Source organism: Kitasatospora sp. NPDC048296 (genome assembly GCF_043201815.1).
Taxonomy (GTDB): domain Bacteria; phylum Actinomycetota; class Actinomycetes; order Streptomycetales; family Streptomycetaceae; genus Kitasatospora.
In genome coordinates this window covers 59,069-75,590 of record NZ_JBICZB010000025.1, presented here as the reverse complement: position 1 = coordinate 75,590, position 16,522 = coordinate 59,069, and the positions used below count along the sequence as shown (strand labels likewise).

The 16,522-nt window shown below is 71.8% G+C and carries 17 protein-coding genes; 6 read left to right on the top strand and 11 right to left on the bottom strand.

Annotated elements, in window-relative coordinates; translation table 11 throughout:
• Positions 1-32 precede the first annotated feature (32 nt).
• A complete protein-coding gene (locus tag ACGF12_RS17350; protein WP_238862766.1) occupies positions 33-266 on the bottom strand; it encodes a glucose PTS transporter subunit EIIB in 234 nt (77 codons plus the stop codon).
• A 403-nt stretch (positions 267-669) separates the two neighbouring features.
• Between ACGF12_RS17350 and ACGF12_RS17345 the strand changes: the two genes are divergently transcribed.
• The 4 genes from ACGF12_RS17345 (at position 670) to ACGF12_RS17330 (ending at position 6,528) form a co-directional block, all read left to right on the top strand.
• Positions 670-1,959, top strand: a complete 1,290-nt coding sequence (locus tag ACGF12_RS17345) for a PTS transporter subunit EIIC (RefSeq protein ID WP_393030084.1) — start codon at positions 670-672, stop codon at positions 1,957-1,959.
• A 533-nt stretch (positions 1,960-2,492) separates the two neighbouring features.
• Entirely contained in the window at positions 2,493-3,770 is a 1,278-nt protein-coding gene (locus ACGF12_RS17340; protein WP_393030082.1) for a PTS transporter subunit EIIC, read from the top strand.
• Between the two features lie 386 nt (positions 3,771-4,156).
• A complete protein-coding gene (locus ACGF12_RS17335) occupies positions 4,157-5,245 on the top strand; it encodes an LLM class flavin-dependent oxidoreductase (protein WP_393030079.1) in 1,089 nt (362 codons plus the stop codon).
• Positions 5,242-6,528: an LLM class flavin-dependent oxidoreductase gene (locus ACGF12_RS17330; RefSeq protein WP_393030076.1), complete on the top strand. Its 1,287-nt coding sequence runs from the start codon at positions 5,242-5,244 to the stop codon at positions 6,526-6,528. Before ACGF12_RS17335 ends, ACGF12_RS17330 begins: the two co-directional genes overlap by 4 nt.
• A 117-nt stretch (positions 6,529-6,645) precedes the next feature.
• Here the strand turns inward: ACGF12_RS17330 and ACGF12_RS17325 are convergent, their stop codons facing one another.
• From ACGF12_RS17325 to ACGF12_RS17315, 3 genes are all read right to left on the bottom strand, one after another.
• Positions 6,646-8,007 (bottom strand): LAETG motif-containing sortase-dependent surface protein, encoded by a 1,362-nt coding sequence (locus tag ACGF12_RS17325; protein ID WP_393030074.1) that lies wholly within the window; start codon positions 8,005-8,007, stop codon positions 6,646-6,648.
• Between the two features lie 232 nt (positions 8,008-8,239).
• Entirely contained in the window at positions 8,240-8,986 is a 747-nt protein-coding gene (locus ACGF12_RS17320) for an MBL fold metallo-hydrolase (RefSeq protein WP_387613877.1), read from the bottom strand.
• Positions 8,987-9,194: 208 nt separating this feature from the next.
• Positions 9,195-9,383: a helix-turn-helix transcriptional regulator gene (locus ACGF12_RS17315; RefSeq protein ID WP_393030071.1), complete on the bottom strand. Its 189-nt coding sequence runs from the start codon at positions 9,381-9,383 to the stop codon at positions 9,195-9,197.
• Positions 9,384-9,571: 188 nt separating this feature from the next.
• On the opposite strand from ACGF12_RS17315, the gene ACGF12_RS17310 reads away from it, so the two are divergent.
• Positions 9,572-10,033: a type II toxin-antitoxin system PemK/MazF family toxin gene (locus ACGF12_RS17310; RefSeq protein ID WP_393030068.1), complete on the top strand. Its 462-nt coding sequence runs from the start codon at positions 9,572-9,574 to the stop codon at positions 10,031-10,033.
• A gap of 59 nt (positions 10,034-10,092) precedes the next feature.
• Here the strand turns inward: ACGF12_RS17310 and ACGF12_RS17305 are convergent, their stop codons facing one another.
• The 7 genes from ACGF12_RS17305 to clpS all read right to left on the bottom strand — a co-directional run bounded on the left by ACGF12_RS17305 (position 10,093) and on the right by clpS (position 14,950).
• Positions 10,093-11,061 carry a PLP-dependent cysteine synthase family protein gene (locus ACGF12_RS17305; RefSeq protein ID WP_393030065.1) on the bottom strand — a complete coding sequence of 323 codons (969 nt, stop codon included), beginning with the start codon at positions 11,059-11,061 and terminating at the stop codon, positions 10,093-10,095.
• Between the two features lie 73 nt (positions 11,062-11,134).
• Positions 11,135-11,413, bottom strand: coding sequence for a MoaD/ThiS family protein (locus ACGF12_RS17300; protein WP_363434122.1), 279 nt, complete (start codon positions 11,411-11,413; stop codon positions 11,135-11,137).
• Positions 11,414-11,530: 117 nt separating this feature from the next.
• Positions 11,531-11,650, bottom strand: coding sequence for a putative leader peptide (locus tag ACGF12_RS17295; protein WP_317621128.1), 120 nt, complete (start codon positions 11,648-11,650; stop codon positions 11,531-11,533).
• Between the two features lie 150 nt (positions 11,651-11,800).
• Positions 11,801-12,232, bottom strand: coding sequence for a Mov34/MPN/PAD-1 family protein (locus tag ACGF12_RS17290; protein WP_393030061.1), 432 nt, complete (start codon positions 12,230-12,232; stop codon positions 11,801-11,803).
• Between the two features lie 54 nt (positions 12,233-12,286).
• Entirely contained in the window at positions 12,287-13,741 is a 1,455-nt protein-coding gene (locus ACGF12_RS17285) for an amino acid permease (protein WP_393030058.1), read from the bottom strand.
• A gap of 220 nt (positions 13,742-13,961) precedes the next feature.
• Positions 13,962-14,537: a DUF2017 domain-containing protein gene (locus ACGF12_RS17280; protein WP_393030055.1), complete on the bottom strand. Its 576-nt coding sequence runs from the start codon at positions 14,535-14,537 to the stop codon at positions 13,962-13,964.
• A 119-nt stretch (positions 14,538-14,656) separates the two neighbouring features.
• Entirely contained in the window at positions 14,657-14,950 is a 294-nt protein-coding gene (gene clpS, locus ACGF12_RS17275; RefSeq protein ID WP_188305571.1) for an ATP-dependent Clp protease adapter ClpS, read from the bottom strand.
• 140 nt (positions 14,951-15,090) lie between these two features.
• Between clpS and ACGF12_RS17270 the strand changes: the two genes are divergently transcribed.
• Positions 15,091-16,407, top strand: coding sequence for a nicotinate phosphoribosyltransferase (locus tag ACGF12_RS17270; protein WP_393030052.1), 1,317 nt, complete (start codon positions 15,091-15,093; stop codon positions 16,405-16,407).
• Positions 16,408-16,522 lie beyond the last annotated feature (115 nt).

Here is a 16,522-nt window from a genome sequence, read left to right as displayed (position 1 = left end):
GGGCCGGGTGTGGTGGGCCTGGGTGGCTCAGCTCACATCATGTCCTCGATGTCGGCGGCGATCGGGTCGGCGTCGGTGCCGATGACGACCTGGATCGCGGTGCCCATCTTGACGACGCCGTGGGCGCCGGCGGCCTTGAGGGCGGCCTCGTCGACCAGGGAGGCGTCCTTGACCTCGGTGCGCAGGCGGGTGATGCAGCCTTCGACCTCTTCGATGTTCTCGATGCCGCCCAGACCGGCGACGATCTTCTCAGCCTTGCTGGCCATCTGGTTTCTCCCTCTGTCTCGGCCCTTCGGCGGCTCTGCCGGGTGCCGTCCTGCGCTGTGCTTTGGGGTGGGCCTCGACCGTCGGGCGGTGAGGTCCGTGCCGGAGGCTGACGCGGGTTCAGCTGCGGTCGTGCTGGCGGGCAGCGCGACAAGCATGACCCGAGCCGGTCCGGTATGCCACGTTAGACCACTTTTGGCCCATTTCGGCGCGCAGGCTTCCGACCGCCGCCCGAGGATGACGATCAGCGGGGCTCGCGTCCCGGCGTGCGGCCTGCGCCCCAAAGTGGTCTACACCAATATATGTGTACTCCGATGAACGCAGGAAGGACCCCGGGTGTTCCTGGCCCCGCCCGAGGGTCCCGCACCGGGTCTCCCGACGGCAACTGCTCCCGGAGGGCGGATGATGAGTTCGGCAGGAGCCACGGCCCCGCGGACCACCCGGTGGCACACCTTCTACGGCGGACTCCAGAAGATGGGCCGCTCGCTGCAGCTGCCGGTCGCGGTGCTCCCCGCGGCCGGCCTCCTCAACCGGCTCGGCCAGCCCGACGTCTTCGGCAAGGACGGCCTGGGCTGGACCGACGTCGCCAAGGTGTTCGCGGCGGCCGGCGGCGCCCTGCTGGACTCCGCGCTCGGCCTGCCGATGCTGTTCTGCGTCGGTGTGGCGATCGGCATGGCCAAGAAGGCGGACGGCTCGACGGCCCTGGCGGCCGTGGTCGGTTTCCTCGTCTACTACAAGGTCCTGCACGCCTTCCCGGAGAGCTGCAAGCCGCCGACGGTGCTGGTCAGCGACCAGTGCGTGGACTACTCCTCGGCGAAGGCGGCCAACGCGACGTACCAGAACCCGGGGGTGCTCGGCGGCATCCTGATCGGCCTGATGTCGGCCTGGCTGTGGGTGCGGTACCACCGCACCAGGCTGGTCGACTGGCTGGGCTTCTTCAACGGCCGCCGCCTGGTTCCGATGATCACCGCACTGGTCGGCATGCTGACCGCCGCGCTCGCGCTGTGGGTCTGGCCGCCGATCGGCCGCGCCCTGTTCGACTTCTCGCAGAACCTCGCCGATCTCGGCGCGGGCGGCGCGGGCGTCTTCGGCCTGTTCAACCGCGCACTGCTGCTGATCGGCATGCACCAGTTGCTGAACACCTTCGTCTGGTTCCAGTTCGGGGAGTTCACCAAGGCCGACGGCACCGTCGTGCACGGCGACATCCCGCGATTCCTGGCGGGCGACCCGACGGCCGGCCAGTTCCAGTCCGGTTTCTTCCCCATCATGATGTTCGCGCTGCCCGCCGCCGCGCTCGCGATCGCCCACGCCGCCAAGCCGCACCGCCGCAAGGAGATCTACGGCCTGATGCTCTCGGTCGGCCTGACCTCCTTCGTCACCGGCGTCACCGAGCCGATCGAGTACTCCTTCGCCCACATCGCCCCGGCCCTGTACGGCGTGCACGCGCTGCTGACCGGCGTCTCGATGGCGGTCACCTGGGGGCTCGGGGTGCACGACGGCTTCAGCTTCTCGGCCGGCCTGATCGACTACGTCATCAACTGGGGGCTGGCCACCAAGCCGTGGCTGATCATCATCATCGGACTCTGCTTCGCCGCGGTGTACTACGCGCTCTTCTGGTTCATCATCGTGAAATTCGACCTGAAAACACCGGGCCGCGAGGAGGAGAGCGAGGTCGAGGACGTCACCAAGGCCTGAATCCCGCCGCCCCGCACATCGCCCGCAAAGGCCCTTGGACCCGCTGCGCCGGGGCCCTTCGTCATTTCGGGAAAGGACTGAATTCCCGGTCCGACGGCCGCGGAAAAGATAATTCGGCCGCGATCCGGCCGCCCGGCGACGCTCCTGACCACGCCCGACCGCGGGTGGGGGACGCCACATCCGGCACGTCCGCGACGCCACGATCACTCTCAGTAGCCGCCGCGCACGCCCCGGAGCGGCGGGATCGTCCGGCGCGACCCCCGGGCGCCTGCCCCGGCCCGGTGCCGTACGGCGACGGCGCTTTTTGTTGCGCAAATAGCCAAAATCCCAATCGCGACTGAAATCATGATCGTCGTTCCGCGACTAGGTTTCGATTTCATAGCGCTTCCGGGCGGCGGTGCTTTCCGGGGTTCCCCGCCTTCTCCGCCCGTGCTACAAAACTGGTCTACACCACACGTGGTGTAGACCAGTTCGCGGTTCGGCCCCCTGTGCCTTCCCCCGACCGACCGCCATGCCGTTAGGAACCCACCCCCATGAGTCAGTCTGCGCAGGCACCGACGCCCGCCACGGCTCCGGCCACGCCAAGCCCCGCCAAGAAGTTCGGCCAGACCCTCCTCCAGGGTCTGCAGAAGATGGGTCGCAGCCTCCAGCTGCCGATCGCCGTGCTCCCCGCGGCCGGCCTGCTGCTGCGTCTCGGCCAGGACGACGTCTTCGGCAAGGACGGCCTCGGCTGGAACAAGGTCGCCTCGGTCTTCGCCACTGCCGGTGACGGCGTCTTCAGCAGCCTGCCGCTGCTGTTCGCGGTGGGCATCGCGATCGGCTTCGCCAAGAAGGCGGACGGCTCCACCGCCCTCGCCGCGCTGGTCGGCTTCCTGGTGTACAAGAACGTGCTCACCGCGTTCCCGGTCACCGAGGGCCACATCGAGGGCGACAAGTGGATCAAGCCGGTCTACCAGGACCCGGGCGTGCTCGGCGGCATCGTGATCGGCCTGCTGGCCGCCGTGCTGTGGCAGAAGTACCACCGCACCAGGCTGGTCGACTGGCTGGGCTTCTTCAACGGCCGCCGGCTCGTCCCGATCATCATGGCCTTCGTCGGCACCGGCGTCGGTGTGCTCTTCGCCCTGACCTGGGGCCCGGTCGGCGACGCCATCAAGAGCCTGAACGACAGCCTGATCGGCGCCGGTGCGTTCGGCGCGGGTGCCTTCGGCCTGGTCAACCGCGGTCTGCTGCCGGTCGGCATGCACCAGTTCGTGAACTCCTTCGCCTGGTTCCAGACCGGTGACTTCACCCAGCCGGACGGCACCGTCGTCCACGGTGACCTGCACCGCTTCTTCGCCGGCGACCCGACCGCCGGGCAGTTCATGTCGGGCTTCTACCCGATCATGATGTTCGCGCTGCCCGCCGCCGCGCTGGCCATCGCCCACGCCGCCAAGCCGCACCGCCGCAAGGCCGTCACCGGCATGATGATGTCGCTGGCCCTGACCTCCTTCGTGACCGGTGTCACCGAGCCGATCGAGTTCGCCTTCGTCTTCATCGCCCCGGTCCTGTACGTCATCCACGCGCTGCTCACCGCGGTCTCGATGGCCGTCACCTGGGCCCTCGGCGTGCACGACGGCTTCACCTTCTCCGGCGGTCTGATCGACTACGCGCTGGCCTGGAACAAGGCCACCGACCCGTGGCTGATCATCCCGATCGGCCTGGTCTTCGCCGCGCTGTACTACTTCCTCTTCCGCTTCGCGATCACCAAGTTCGACCTCAAGACCCCGGGCCGTGAGGACGACGACGAGATCGAGGACGTGACCAAGGCCTGAGGTCCGTCCGCCCACCGTCGAGGCCCCGCCCGGCCGCTGCTCCCCCAGCGGCCGGGCGGGGCCTTCGGCATGTCCGTCAGGTGGAAACAGCGGTTGACGAACCGACGGACCCCCTGGTCAACTGAAGCGGTGAACGCCTCGTGCCCGCTGGTCACCCGCAGCCACATCGACTTCGGTCGCGTGTGGTCCGCGGCGTGTCGCGGCTGAGCTGACCGTTCCCCCACCGCCGCCCGGCTGACGTCCCGCCCGGCGCCGGTCCTCCTCCCCTTCCGCCCGCCCGGGCCCAGCCCGTCCACGGGCCGTCACCGCACGGCCGCGCGCACCCGGGTGCCGACGGCCGCCCGCACGCGTCCCCACGTGTGCGCACGAGGAAAGTCAGGCTCGCCATGCCCCGCCAGTTGCACCTGTCCGCCGCCGTCGACGCCGCCACCGAACAGCCGGGCCGCCTCGACGCCGGGTACTACGCCGCCCTCGCCCGCCTCGCCGAGCGGGCCACCCTGGACTTCGTCACCCTCGACGACTCCTTCACCCCCGAACCACGCCGCCCCGACGCGCTCGCCACCCTCGCCCGGATCGCCCCGCTGACCAGCCGGGTCGGGCTGGTGCCCACCGTCACCACCACCCACACCGAGCCCTTCCACACCTCGATCTCGGTCAACACCCTGGACTGGGTGAGCGAGGGCCGGGCCGGCTGGCTGCTCGGCGTCTCCACCACCGAGGCCGAGGCAAGGGCCTTCGGCCGCCGCCCGGTCGCCCCCGAGGACGAGCTGTGGGCCGAGGCGGCCGACGCCGCCGAGGTCGCCGCCCGGCTCTGGGACAGCTGGGAGGACGACGCGGAGATCCGCGACACCGCCACCGGTCGCTTCATCGACCGCGACAAGCTGCACTACGTCGACTTCGAGGGCCGGCACTTCTCGGTCCGCGGCCCGTCCATCACCCCGCGCCCGCCACAGGGCCGCCCGGTGGTGGCCGTCCCGGTGACCGCAGCCGACCTCGCCCGGAACGCCTCCCCGGGCGGGCGCGCCCGGGTGGCCACCGCGATCCGGTACGCCGACGTGGTGCTGCTCGACGCCCCCGACCGGGCCGCCCGGCTGACCGCCGCCACCGAACTGCGGCTGCGCTCCGGCGAACACCTGCGCATCCTCGCCCGGCTCGACGCCGCCCTGCCCGACCGGGCCGCCGAGGAGCGGCTGCTCGCCGAACTCACCGCGACCGGCACCGGCGTGGACGGCTTCCACCTCGCCCCCGCCGAACCCGAACGCGACCTGACCGCCGTCGCCGAGCGGATCGCCCCCGCCCTGCGCGCCACCGGGCTGCTGCGCACCGGGTACTCCGGCCGCACCCTGCGCGACCACCTCGGCCTGGCCCGCCCGGCCAGCCGCTACGCGGCCCCCACCGGCACCGAGAACGCCGACACCGAGAACGCCGGCACCGAGAACGCCGGCTCCCCCGCCCTCGCCGAGGTGACCCGATGACGAACCGTCCGCTCAAGCAGATCCACCTCGCCGCACACTTCCCCGGCGTCAACAACACCACGGTGTGGAGCGACCCGGCCTCCGGCAGCCACATCGAGTTCGCCTCCTTCCGGCACCTCGCGCAGACCGCCGAGCGCGGGAAGTTCGACTTCTCCTTCCTCGCCGAGGGCCTGCGGCTGCGCGAGACCAAGGGCCGCATCCACGACCTGGACGTGGTCGGCCGCCCCGAGTCAATCACCGTGCTGAACGCACTGGCCGCCGTCACCGAACGGCTGGGCCTCGCCGCCACGGTGAACGCCACCTTCAACGAACCGTACGAACTCGCCCGCCGCTTCGCCTCCTTGGACCACCTCTCCGGCGGCCGCGCGGCCTGGAACGTGGTCACCTCCTCCGACGCCTTCACCGGCGAGAACTTCCGCCGCGGCGGCTACCTCGACCGCGCCGACCGCTACACCCGGGCCGCCGAATTCGTCCAACTGGCACGGGAGTTCTGGGACGCCGGGGAGCAGGGCGTCCGCCACCGCGGCCCGCAGTTCGAAGTCGAGGGCCGGCTCTCGCTGCCCCGCCCGCCGCAGGGCCACCCGGTCGTCATCCAGGCCGGCGACTCCGACGAGGGCCGGGAGTTCGCCGCCGCCACCGCCGACGTCGTCTTCAGCCGGCACTCCACCTTCGCCGACGGCCGGGCCTTCCACGCCGACGTCAAGCGCCGGCTGGCCGGGTACGGGCGCAAGCCGGACGAGCTGAAGATCATGCCCGCCGCCACCTTCGTCCTCGGCGACACCGACGCCGAGGCGGCCGAGCGGGCCGCCGAGGTCCGCCGGGCCCAGGTCGGGCCGCGCACCGCGCTCAACCACCTGGAGCAGGTCTGGGGCGTCGACCTCTCCGACCACGACCCGGACGGGCCGCTGCCCGCCTTCGACCCCGACCCGGACAGCGCGCTGGTCCAGGGCCGCGTCCGCATCCCGGACCCGGTGGGCACCGCCGAACGGTGGCGGGCGCTGGCCGCCGAGAAGGGGCTGAGCAGCCGCGAACTGGTCATCGAGGTGACCGGCCGGCAGTCCTTCATCGGCTCCCCCGCCACCGTCGCCGGGCAGATCGACCACTTCGTGCAGCAGGACGCGGCCGACGGCTTCATCCTGGTCCCGCACCTCACCCCGGGCGGGCTGGACGAGTTCGTCGACCGGGTCGTCCCGCTGCTCCAGGAGCGCGGGGTGTTCCGCACCGACTACACCGGCCCCACCCTGCGCGACCACCTCGGTCTGCCGGTGCCCGGACGGCGCTGACGGCGCTGACGGCGCTGACGGCGCTGACGGCGCTGACGGCGCTGACGGCGCTGACGGCGCTGACGGCGCTACGGTCCCGGTCCGCCCGGACAGCCGGCGGACCGGGACCGGGAGCCGTCAGCCGGCACGACGGCGGCGCCGGATCACCGCGAACGCGCCGCCACCGATGCCGAGCAGCACCGCCCCGACGCCCGCGATCAGGCCGGTCCGGTCGCTGTCGGCTCCGGTGGAGGCCAGGTGGGCGTCCGCCGCCCGGGCGGCGGTCACCTCGGCGTTCACGCCGCCGTCGGCCGCCGGAACGGGCACGTTGGCCGTCGGCGCGGACGTCGGCGCGGACGTCGCGGCCGGGGCCTCGGTGACGTCACCCGTCGCACGGACCGGCGCGCCGGCGCCCGGCTTCTGCTCGGCCGAGGCGGCCGGGGCTTCGGCCGGGGTGTCGGCCGAGGTGTCAGCCGGGGCGGCCGCGGGAGCCGGGTCCTGGGCGGTCGGCTTCGGGGCGGTGGGGGCGACGACCTGCACGGTGGCGCCGGGCGAGCACATGGTGGTGCCCTGGAAGGGCTGGCCGTCGGCCTCGTTGATGTAGACGCACGGGTTCAGCTCCGTCTTGCCGAGCGGGGTGTCGGCGGGGTAGCTGACCCGGACCCGCTTGGTCGCCAGACTGTCGGGCGCGGCCGAGGAGTTGCGGCCGTCCAGGTAGAAGCCCGCCGACGGCTCCGGCTCGGTGGTGACCGCCGGCAGGGCGGTCCAGGTGCCGTCGTCGCCGCGGACCTCGACCTTGGCGTGCCGGTCCGCGAACAGCACGTTGCCCAGGTTGGTGTAGGCGGACGGCGTCGGGTTGCGGAGCAGCGCGTCGAACTCGATCGGCGCACCGCCCGCGACGACCGTGGCCGGCACCTGGAGGAGGTGGTTGGAGATCGCCTCCACCGTGATCGTGTGGGTGTCGCTGACCGGCGGCTGGACCGGGTTGTCCGGCCGCGAGCCCTTGACCACGGTGCGGAAGGTGAGGACCGGGCCGACGCCGCCGTTGCTGGCTCCGTTGTGCGGCTCGCCCATGGGGGCGCCGAGGCGCAGACGGACGTCGTTCCCGCCCGGCGGGATGACGAGCTTGCCGGTGGTGCCCGAGTAGACGATCTTGTCCGCCTCGGTGCGCGCCTTCAGCTCCACGCTCGTCCAGGTGCCGAACTCGTTGACGTGGTCGAGGCTGAGGGCGTGCGGCGGCGCCCCGCCCGGGGTCTCGATCGAGAGTTCCAGCACGACGCTGATGCCCTGGTCACCCGGGTTCGCGATCGTCTCGGTGAACTCCACCGGCCCGCCCGCGGCGCCGATCACGGCCGGGGTGTGGACGGTGAGGCCGAGCGGCCCGGAGTCCGCGAAGGCCGGGACGGCGGTCACGGCGCCGCCGGCGACCAGCGCGGCGGTGAGCACGGCCGCCGGCACGAGGCCGCGGGTCTGACGCAGGACACGGTTGATCTTGCGCATAGCTCGGTTGTCTTGCACATGGCCCCCCTGGATTTCCGCTCTGGAGCGGCACGGCCGCGTCCGGGCAGCACAAAGCAAGCCCGGTTGACTGGTGTGACCGCGGTCGCGCTCGACGGGCCGACCGGTCCGAGCGGATTTCCCCCCGCTCACTGACAAGGACGTGTGGGGGGCTGGGGGGTTGCAGGTCGATTCCGAGAATTTTCCGGGACTCCGGGGAGCCCCGCCGACCGGGTCAGATCTCGTAGACCGCGCCGGCCCGGGCCAGCTCGACCGGGCCGGTGTACGCGGCGGCGGCGTCGCGGCGGTTGCGCTCGGCGTCGGTCCACGGCGGGATGTGGGTGAGGACGAGCCGGCGGGCCCGGGCGGCGGTGGCGTGCTCGCCGGCCTCCCGGCCGTTGAGGTGGACGGCCCGGTAGGTGTCGCGGCCGTCCTGGTACGCGGCCTCGCAGAGGAACAGGTCGGTGTCGCGGGCGAGTTCGACGAGTTCGGGGCTCTCCCCGGTGTCGCCGGAGTAGACCAGCGAACGGCCGGCGTGCTCCAGCCGGAAGGCGAAGGCGTCGACGGGGTGGTTGACCTGGGCGACGGAGACCCGGAAGGGGCCGAGCTCGAAGCTGCCGGGGGTGACGGTGCGGAACTCGAACACCTCCTTCATCCCGGGGTTCTCCGGCATGTCGTACGCCCGGGCGAGCCGCTCGGCGGTGCCGGCCGGGCCGTACACCGGCAGGAGGTCGGGGCAGCCCTCGACGCGGTAGTTGCGGGCGACCCAGTAGGCGCACAGGTCGACGCAGTGGTCCGCGTGCAGGTGGCTGAGCAGGACGGCGTCGACCTCGTAGATGCTGGTGTACTTCTGCAGCGCGCCGAGCGCGCCGTTGCCGAGGTCGATCACCACGCGGTAGCCGTCGGCCTCGACCAGGTAGCTGGAGCAGGACGAGTCGGCGGACGGGAAGCTCCCCGAGCACCCCACCACGGTCAGTTTCATCCGAGCCCCTCCGCCCCGACACGTCCCGGCTGCTGCTGGAAAACGGCATGGAAAACAGCATGGAAAACGGCAGGCCGGGCCGGTGGACCGGCCGGTAGCACTGCGTTGGTGTGTCGAGGGTAAGGGCGGAGCGGCACTTTGCCCCCGTCCCCGTGCCGGGCTGTGGCTGGAATCACCAGAACGCGGGGGAGGCGACGGGGGCCGCGGATCAGCGGTGCCGGGGGCGGTTGCGGGCCCAGGCGCGGACGGTGTCGGGGTACCAGCGGGGGTGGCTGCTGCCGTCGATCACGTCGGGGTCGGGCAGCAGCCCGTGCCGGCGGTAGTTGCGGACGGTTTCGGGCTGGACGTTGATGTGCCGGGCGATCTCGGCGTACGACCACAGTTCGTCGCTTGTCACGAGGGCACCTCCGGGGGACGGGGGCGGACGTTCGTGAGGCAGCCTTTCCGGGCGGCACCGGTGCGTTCACGACAGAACGGGCGCTGTGGCGGTTTCGTGACGAACCGGGAGCGATGTGCGGACAAATGCTCAATTGTCACAGTCGCCACGGTGGTGGCGTTCACCGTCGGCCCGGTACGGTTCGCCGCATGAGTGGCATGACGGGAATCTGGCCGGTCCTGGCGGTGGCGGGCGTCGCCGCGCTGGCGGCCGTCGCGGCGGTGCTGGTGAAGCGCACCCGCCCGGCCCCTCGCCCGGCCGGGCCGACCGGTCCGCGGCCGCGCCCGAGCTCCCGGGACCGTCCGGAGCCGCAGGAGATCTGGTGGGCGCAGGTGCCGTTCGAGGACGGCCCCGGTTCCAAGGACCGCCCCTGCCTGGTGCTGCGGGTGCACGGCCGGACCGCCACCGTCGTGAAGATCACCAGCAAGCACCATGCCGAGCGGCCGGGCGTGCTGCCGCTGCCGCCCGGTTCGGTGGGTGACCGGCAGGGCCGGACCAGTTGGCTGGAGACCGACGAGCTGCGCGAGGTGCCGCTGTCGGCGTTCCGCCGCCGGGCCGGCACGGTCGACCGGCAGGTCTGGGCCCGGGCGCAGAAGTCGCTACAGCACTAGAAGTCGCTGCAGCACTGGTCGGCACGGCACTGGTCGGCACGGCACTGGTCGCGACGGCACTAGGCCCAGAGCTGGCCCTGCAGTGCCTCGACCGCCGCCTCGGTGGACTCGGCGGTGTAGATGCCGGTGGACAGGTACTTCCAGCCGCCGTCGGCGACCACGAAGACGATGTCCGCGCGTTCCCCGGCGGCCGCCGCCTTGCGGCCGACGCCGATCGCGGCGTGCAGGATGGCGCCGGTCGAGACGCCCGCGAAGATGCCCTCCTGCTGGAGGAGTTCACGGGTGCGGCGGACGGCGTCCGCGGAGCCGACCGAGAAGCGGGTGGTGAGCACCTCGGCGTCGTACAGCTCGGGGACGAAGCCCTCGTCGAGGTTGCGCAGCCCGTACACCAGGTCGTCGTAGCGCGGCTCGGCGGCGACGATCCGCACGCCGGGGACCTTCTCGCGCAGGAAGCGGCCGACGCCCATCAGGGTGCCGGTGGTGCCGAGGCCGGCCACGAAGTGGGTGACGGTCGGCAGGTCGGCGAGGATCTCGGGCCCGGTGGTGGCGTAGTGGGCGCCCGCGTTGTCGGGGTTGCCGTACTGGTAGAGCATGACCCAGTCGGGGTGCTCGGCGGCGGTCTCCTTGGCGATCCGGACGGCGGTGTTGGAGCCGCCGGCGGCCGGGGAGGAGATGATCTCGGCGCCCCACATCCGGAGCAGTTCGCGCCGTTCCTCGCTGGTGTTCTCGGGCATCACGCAGACCATCCGGTAGCCCTTGAGCTTGGCGGCCATGGCGAGCGAGATGCCGGTGTTGCCGCTGGTGGGCTCCAGGATGGTGCAGCCCGGGGTGAGTCGGCCGTCGGCCTCGGCGCGTTCGATCATGTGCAGCGCCGGGCGGTCCTTGATCGAACCGGTGGGGTTGCGGTCCTCCAGCTTGGCCCAGAGGCTCACCAGGCCCTCGGCGTTGCCGGGGACGGCGGCGGACAGCCTCGGCAGGCGGACCAGCGGGGTGTTGCCGACGGCTTCGAGCGGACTGTCGTATCGCAAGGGAGGCCTCCGGCCACGGCGGTGCGGGTGAAGAGGGGTGGCTCCCCCGCCACCGGGCGGGGGAGCCGGGAGGTCAGCGGGCGCCGCCGGCCACGGCGGGCAGGATGGTGACGCTGTCGCCGTCGGCGAGGGCGGTGGAGATGCCCTCCAGGAACCGGACGTCCTCGTCGTTCAGGTAGACGTTGACGAAGCGGCGCAGCTCGCCGCCGTCGACCAGGCGGGCGGCGATGCCCGGGTGGCGGGCGTCGAGGTCGGCGAAGAGTTCCCCGAGGTTGCTGCCGTTGCCCTCGACGGCCTTGGCGCCGTCGGTGTAGGTGCGGAGGATGGTCGGGATGCGGACCTCGATGGCCATGGGTGCGCTCCTGTGCGAGTCGGGTGGAGTTGGTGGGCCGCGGCGGGCGCGGCCGGGCGGACGGTGCCCGGGGCGCGGCACCGCCGGTTCGGCGGCGGGCCCGGGGCGGGGCGGCTCTCAGCGCGAGCGCGCGGGCGTGCCGGGACAGATCGCACCGGCGTGCCGGCACAGGTCGATGTGCAGGCGCGCCACGAGGCGGGTGCCCGGGGCCTGGTTGCTCACATCGACGGAACGCATGGGCTCATCGTATAGATTCCCGGGCCCGCTCCGACATGCCTGTCTCGGGATCCGGATGTTTCGGTATCCGATGCCGAGACGTGGCCGGAATCAAACGGGCCCGCCGACCGCTCGCGGAGGGTCGGCGGGCCGCGCCCAGGTGGGTGCTGGTCAAGCCTGGTAGGCCTCGACGACCTGGACGTCTTCCTCTGTGATCTCGCCGTCCACGATGCGGAACGAACGGAACTGGTAGGGGTCGTCCCCGCCGTTGCCGTCGGCGGTGGAGACCAGGACGTAGTGGGCGAACGGCTCGGAGGCGTAGCTCACGTCGGTGCGCGAGGGGTAGGCCTCGGTGGCGGTGTGGGAGTGGTAGACGACGACGGGCTCCTCGTCCCGGTCGTCCATCTCGCGGTAGAGCTTGAGCAGGTCGCCCGAGTCGAACTCGTAGAAGGTGGGCGAGCGGGCGGCGTTGAGCATCGGGATGAACCGCTCGGGCCGGCCGCTGCCGGCCGGTCCGGCGACCACGCCGCAGGCCTCGTCCGGGTGGTCGGCGCGGGCGTGGGCCACGATCCGGTCGCGGAGTTCTCGGGTGATGGTCAGCATGTGGTCAGGATAGACACGCCCCGGCGGCTGTCCGCCGGGGCGTCCGAGGCTCGGTCAGTGGGTGTCCACGTTTCCGTTGCGGGCGTGCAGGTGGTCGTGGGCGTGGGCGTGGACGGCCTGCGGGTTGCGGCGCTTGAGCACCTGGTAGCCGATCACCAGCAGCACGGCCCAGCCGGGGAAGACGTACAGCGAGATCCGGTTGTCCTCGTCCAGGCCGATCAGCACCACGACCAGGGCCAGGAAGGCGAGCGCGGCCCAGCTGACCCAGATGCCGCCGGGGGCCTTGAAGGTGGGCGGGGGCAGGTGGCCGCCCTTCCAGGCCTTGCGGTAGCGGATCTGGGAGATCAGGATCATCGCCCAGGTCCACAGGCCGCAGACCGTGGCGACCGAGGTGATGTACTCGAACGCCCGTGCCGGGACGAGGTAGTTGAGCACCACGCCGGCGCCCATCAGCAGGCAGGAGACGGTGATCGCGAAGGCCGGGGTGCGGCGGGTGTTGAGCTTGGTGAGCTGCCCGGGGGCCTGGCCGCGCAGGGCGAGGTCGCGCAGCATGCGGCCGGTGGAGTACATCCCGGAGTTGCAGGAGGAGAGCGCCGCGGTGAGCACCACGAAGTTGATGATGCCGGCCGCCGCCGGGATGCCGATCTTGCCGAAGGCGGCGACGAACGGGCTGACGCCGGGCTGGAACTCCCGCCACGGCACCAGCGAGAGGATGACCACCAGGGCGCCGATGTAGAACAGCGCGATGCGCCAGGGCAGGGTGTTGATGGCGCGCGGCAGGGTCTTCTCGGGGTTCTCGCTCTCGCCCGCGGTGACGCCGACGAGTTCGACGCCGAGGTAGGCGAACATGACGATCTGCAGGGTCATCACGGTGGCGCCGATGCCCTTGGGGAAGAAGCCGCCGTCCTGCCACAGGTGGGTGATCGACGCGGTGTCACCGGCCTTGCTGAAGCCGAGGGTCAGCACGCCGATGCCGATCAGGATCATGCCGATGATGGCGGTGACCTTGACCATGGAGAACCAGAACTCGATCTCGCCGAACAGCTTCACCGAGATCAGGTTGGCCGCGTAGAGGATGACCAGGAAGGTCAGCGCGCTGGCCCACTGCGGGATGTCCGGCGCCCAGAACTTGACGTACACGGCGGCGGCGGTGGTCTCCGCCATGCCGGTGACGACCCAGAACAGCCAGTACGTCCAGCCGGTGACGTAGCCGGCGAAGGGGCCGAGGAACTCCCGGGCGTACTCGGCGAAGCTGCCGGAGACCGGGCGGTAGGTGAGCAGTTCGCCGAGGGCCCGCATGATCGCGAAGATCACCAGGCCGGCCACGGCGTAGGACAGGATCAGGCTCGGGCCGGACTTGGAGATCGCGGTGCCGGCGCCGAGGAACAGGCCGGTGCCGATCGCTCCGCCGATCGCGATCATCTGGATCTGGCGGCTGCCGAGTCCCCGCTCGTAGCCCTCCTCGTCCGGTTCCTCGTCGACCACCTGGTCGTAGATCTGCTCGGCCATGGTCACCGTCCTGGGTGGGTCTCGTGGGTGGGGAGAAGTCGTACCACGCAGGGTCCGGATAGCGGTGTTCATCTGAGCGATATTTGAGCATGACCTGTTACGGTTTGCCCGATTTAAACGAGAATGCCCCGGTCGATCGTCCACATGCTGGACGGAACGGCCGGGGCTTGCCCGAAAGCGGGCAGGATTGCCCGGGAAGGCGGACGAAACAGGTCCGCCGTCAGTCGGTGATCGCCTCCAGCAGCGACTCCTGGAGCGCTCCCAGCCACAGGTAGGCCATCACCAGCGGCTTGCGCTCGTCACTGTCCGGCAGCTCGTAGAGGCCCTGCTCGTCGTCCTCGGTGACCTCCAGCCGCACCCCGAGGGTCAGCCGCAGGTCGTTGAGTGCGCCCAGCCAGCGCAGGCAGTCGGCGGCGGGCAGCTTGAGCACCCCGGCGCCGCCGAGGCCGTCCAGCGCCCGGACCACCTGCAGCGCGTCGTCCCGCTTGCGGGCCCGCAGGTCGAGCTCGGTGTAGCGGCGGAACTCGCCGGAGGCGACCACCGCCTCGACGTCGTCCGGCGTCGCCGGATCGCCGTAGGCGTTCGGGAACAGCCGGGCCAGCGCCGGGTCGGCGGGGGCCTCGGTCGGGCCCTCGGCGAACAGCGCGGCCAGCGGGTCACCGCCGCCGTCGCCGCCCGGGCCGGGGCCGATCAGCTCCAGCATCTGCACTTCCAGCGAGCGCAGGATGGAGGCCTCCACCTCGTCCAGCGCGATCGCCGCGCCGCCATCGCCGATGCTCTCGAACAACCCAGCCATCTGTATCGGTCAGCCCGTCTTCGTCGTCTTCGGCCGCGCCGCCGGACCGGCGGCCGGTCAGTCGTATGTGTGCCGGTGCGCACCCGGTCGCACGCGTACCGACGTGCGCCCGGACAGGGTCAGTCGTGCTGGAGCGTCGCCCACAGGCCGTAGCCGTGCATCGCCTGGACGTCGCGCTCCATCTCCTCGCGCGAACCGCTGGAGACCACCGCCCGGCCCTTGGTGTGCACGTCCATCATCAGCTTCCGGGCCTTGTCCTTCGGGAAGCCGAAGTAGGCCTGGAAGACGTACTGGACGTAGCTCATCAGGTTGACCGGGTCGTTGTGCACGATGGTCACCCAGGGCGTGTCCGGCTCGGTCACCGGCTGCCCTTCGACCTCCGGGCGCTCGATCTCCACGGGCGCGACACTCACCGGCGGGCCTCCTCGTTGCACGCTCGTCCGTAATCCCTCAAGCCCCATGCTGCCATCCGGGGGACACCCGGGCGATTCCGGCCCGGGCCATCGCGCGAGAAATCGTCACTTTGACGCTAAGTGGTAGTAGCATCATCCTCATGGACGCCACTTCAGTGCGCGCGGCCGGGTCGACCGCGCTCCTCACCGACCGCTACGAGCTCACCATGCTGCAGGCCGCCCTGCGCAGCGGGGCCGCGCACCGCCGCTCCGTCTTCGAGGTGTTCACCCGCCGCCTGCCCGGCGGCCGCCGCTACGGCGTCCTGGCCGGCACCGGCCGGGTACTGGACGCCGTGGAGAACTTCCGCTTCAGCAGCGCCCAGTTGGGCTGGCTGGCCGACCAGGGCGTGGTCGAGGACGACACCCTGCGCTTCCTCGCCGACTACCGCTTCCGCGGCGACATCCACGGCTACCCCGAGGGCGAGGTCTACTTCCCCGGCTCCCCGGTGCTCACCGTGGAGGGCAGCTTCGCCGAGGCGGTGCTCCTGGAGACGGTGATCCTGTCGATCCTCAACTACGACTCCGCGATCGCGGCCGCCGCCTCCCGGATGACCGCCGCCGCCGGCGGCCGTCCGGTGATCGAGATGGGTGCCCGCCGGGCGCACGAGCAGGCCGCCGTCGCCGCCGCCCGGGCCGCCTACATCGCCGGCTTCGCCGCCACCTCCGACCTGGAGGCCGGCTTCACCCACGGCATCCCGACCACCGGCACCTCCGCCCACGCCTTCACCCTGGTGCACGACAGCGAGCGGGACGCCTTCCAGGCCCAGATCGCCTCGATGGGCAAGGGCACCACGCTGCTGGTCGACACCTTCGACCTGCACGAAGCGGTCCGCACCGCCGTCGAGGTGGCCGGCCCCGAGCTGGGCGCGGTCCGGATCGACTCCGGCGACCTCACCCTGCTGGCCCACCGGGTCCGCCGCCAACTGGACGAGCTCGGCGCCGAGAAGACCCGGATCATCGTCACCTCGGACCTGGACGAGTACGCGATCGCCGCCCTGGCCGCCGCCCCGGTGGACGGCTACGGCGTCGGCACCAGCCTGGTCACCGGCAGCGGCCACCCGACCTGCGCCATGGTCTACAAGCTGGTCGCCCGCGCCGAGACCGAGGACGGCCGGCTGGTGCCGGTGGCCAAGCGCGCGGCCGGCGGCAAGACCAGCATCGGCGGCCGCAAGTGGGCCGCCCGCCGGCCCGACGCCGAAGGCGTGGCCGAGGCCGAGGTGATCGGCACCGGCGCGGTCCCGGACGAGCTTCGGCCGCACCTGGTGCAGGTGCCGCTGGTGCTGGGCGGCGAGACGGTCGGCCGCGAGCCGCTGAGCGCCGCCCGCGAGCGGCACGTCCGGGCCCGGGCGGCGCTGCCGCTGTCGGCCACTCAGCTCTCCAAGGGCGACCCGGTCATCCCCAGCGAGCTGATCGACTGACCCCGGCCGGGCCGGATCCGCGCGGACCGGCGGTGGGCACTGAGGCCTTCCGCCCCCGCGCGCCACTCCCTAGAGTCAGCCGTAGAGTTCCCCTGGAATCCTCCAGAACCGCCGA

Excerpts from the sequence above, each read along its gene's own strand:
- ACGF12_RS17350 (WP_238862766.1), bottom strand. The coding sequence starts at position 266 with ATGGCCAGCAAGGCTGAGAAGATCGTCGCCGGTCTGGGCGGCATCGAG.
- ACGF12_RS17345 (WP_393030084.1), top strand. The coding sequence starts at position 670 with ATGAGTTCGGCAGGAGCCACGGCCCCGCGGACCACCCGGTGGCACACC.
- ACGF12_RS17340 (WP_393030082.1), top strand. The coding sequence starts at position 2,493 with ATGAGTCAGTCTGCGCAGGCACCGACGCCCGCCACGGCTCCGGCCACG.
- ACGF12_RS17335 (WP_393030079.1), top strand. The coding sequence starts at position 4,157 with ATGCCCCGCCAGTTGCACCTGTCCGCCGCCGTCGACGCCGCCACCGAA.
- ACGF12_RS17330 (WP_393030076.1), top strand. The coding sequence starts at position 5,242 with ATGACGAACCGTCCGCTCAAGCAGATCCACCTCGCCGCACACTTCCCC.
- ACGF12_RS17325 (WP_393030074.1), bottom strand. The coding sequence starts at position 8,007 with ATGCGCAAGATCAACCGTGTCCTGCGTCAGACCCGCGGCCTCGTGCCG.
- ACGF12_RS17320 (WP_387613877.1), bottom strand. The coding sequence starts at position 8,986 with ATGAAACTGACCGTGGTGGGGTGCTCGGGGAGCTTCCCGTCCGCCGAC.
- ACGF12_RS17310 (WP_393030068.1), top strand. The coding sequence starts at position 9,572 with ATGAGTGGCATGACGGGAATCTGGCCGGTCCTGGCGGTGGCGGGCGTC.
- ACGF12_RS17300 (WP_363434122.1), bottom strand. The coding sequence starts at position 11,413 with ATGGCCATCGAGGTCCGCATCCCGACCATCCTCCGCACCTACACCGAC.
- ACGF12_RS17295 (WP_317621128.1), bottom strand. The coding sequence starts at position 11,650 with ATGCGTTCCGTCGATGTGAGCAACCAGGCCCCGGGCACCCGCCTCGTG.
- ACGF12_RS17290 (WP_393030061.1), bottom strand. The coding sequence starts at position 12,232 with ATGCTGACCATCACCCGAGAACTCCGCGACCGGATCGTGGCCCACGCC.
- ACGF12_RS17285 (WP_393030058.1), bottom strand. The coding sequence starts at position 13,741 with ATGGCCGAGCAGATCTACGACCAGGTGGTCGACGAGGAACCGGACGAG.
- ACGF12_RS17280 (WP_393030055.1), bottom strand. The coding sequence starts at position 14,537 with ATGGCTGGGTTGTTCGAGAGCATCGGCGATGGCGGCGCGGCGATCGCG.
- ACGF12_RS17270 (WP_393030052.1), top strand. The coding sequence starts at position 15,091 with ATGGACGCCACTTCAGTGCGCGCGGCCGGGTCGACCGCGCTCCTCACC.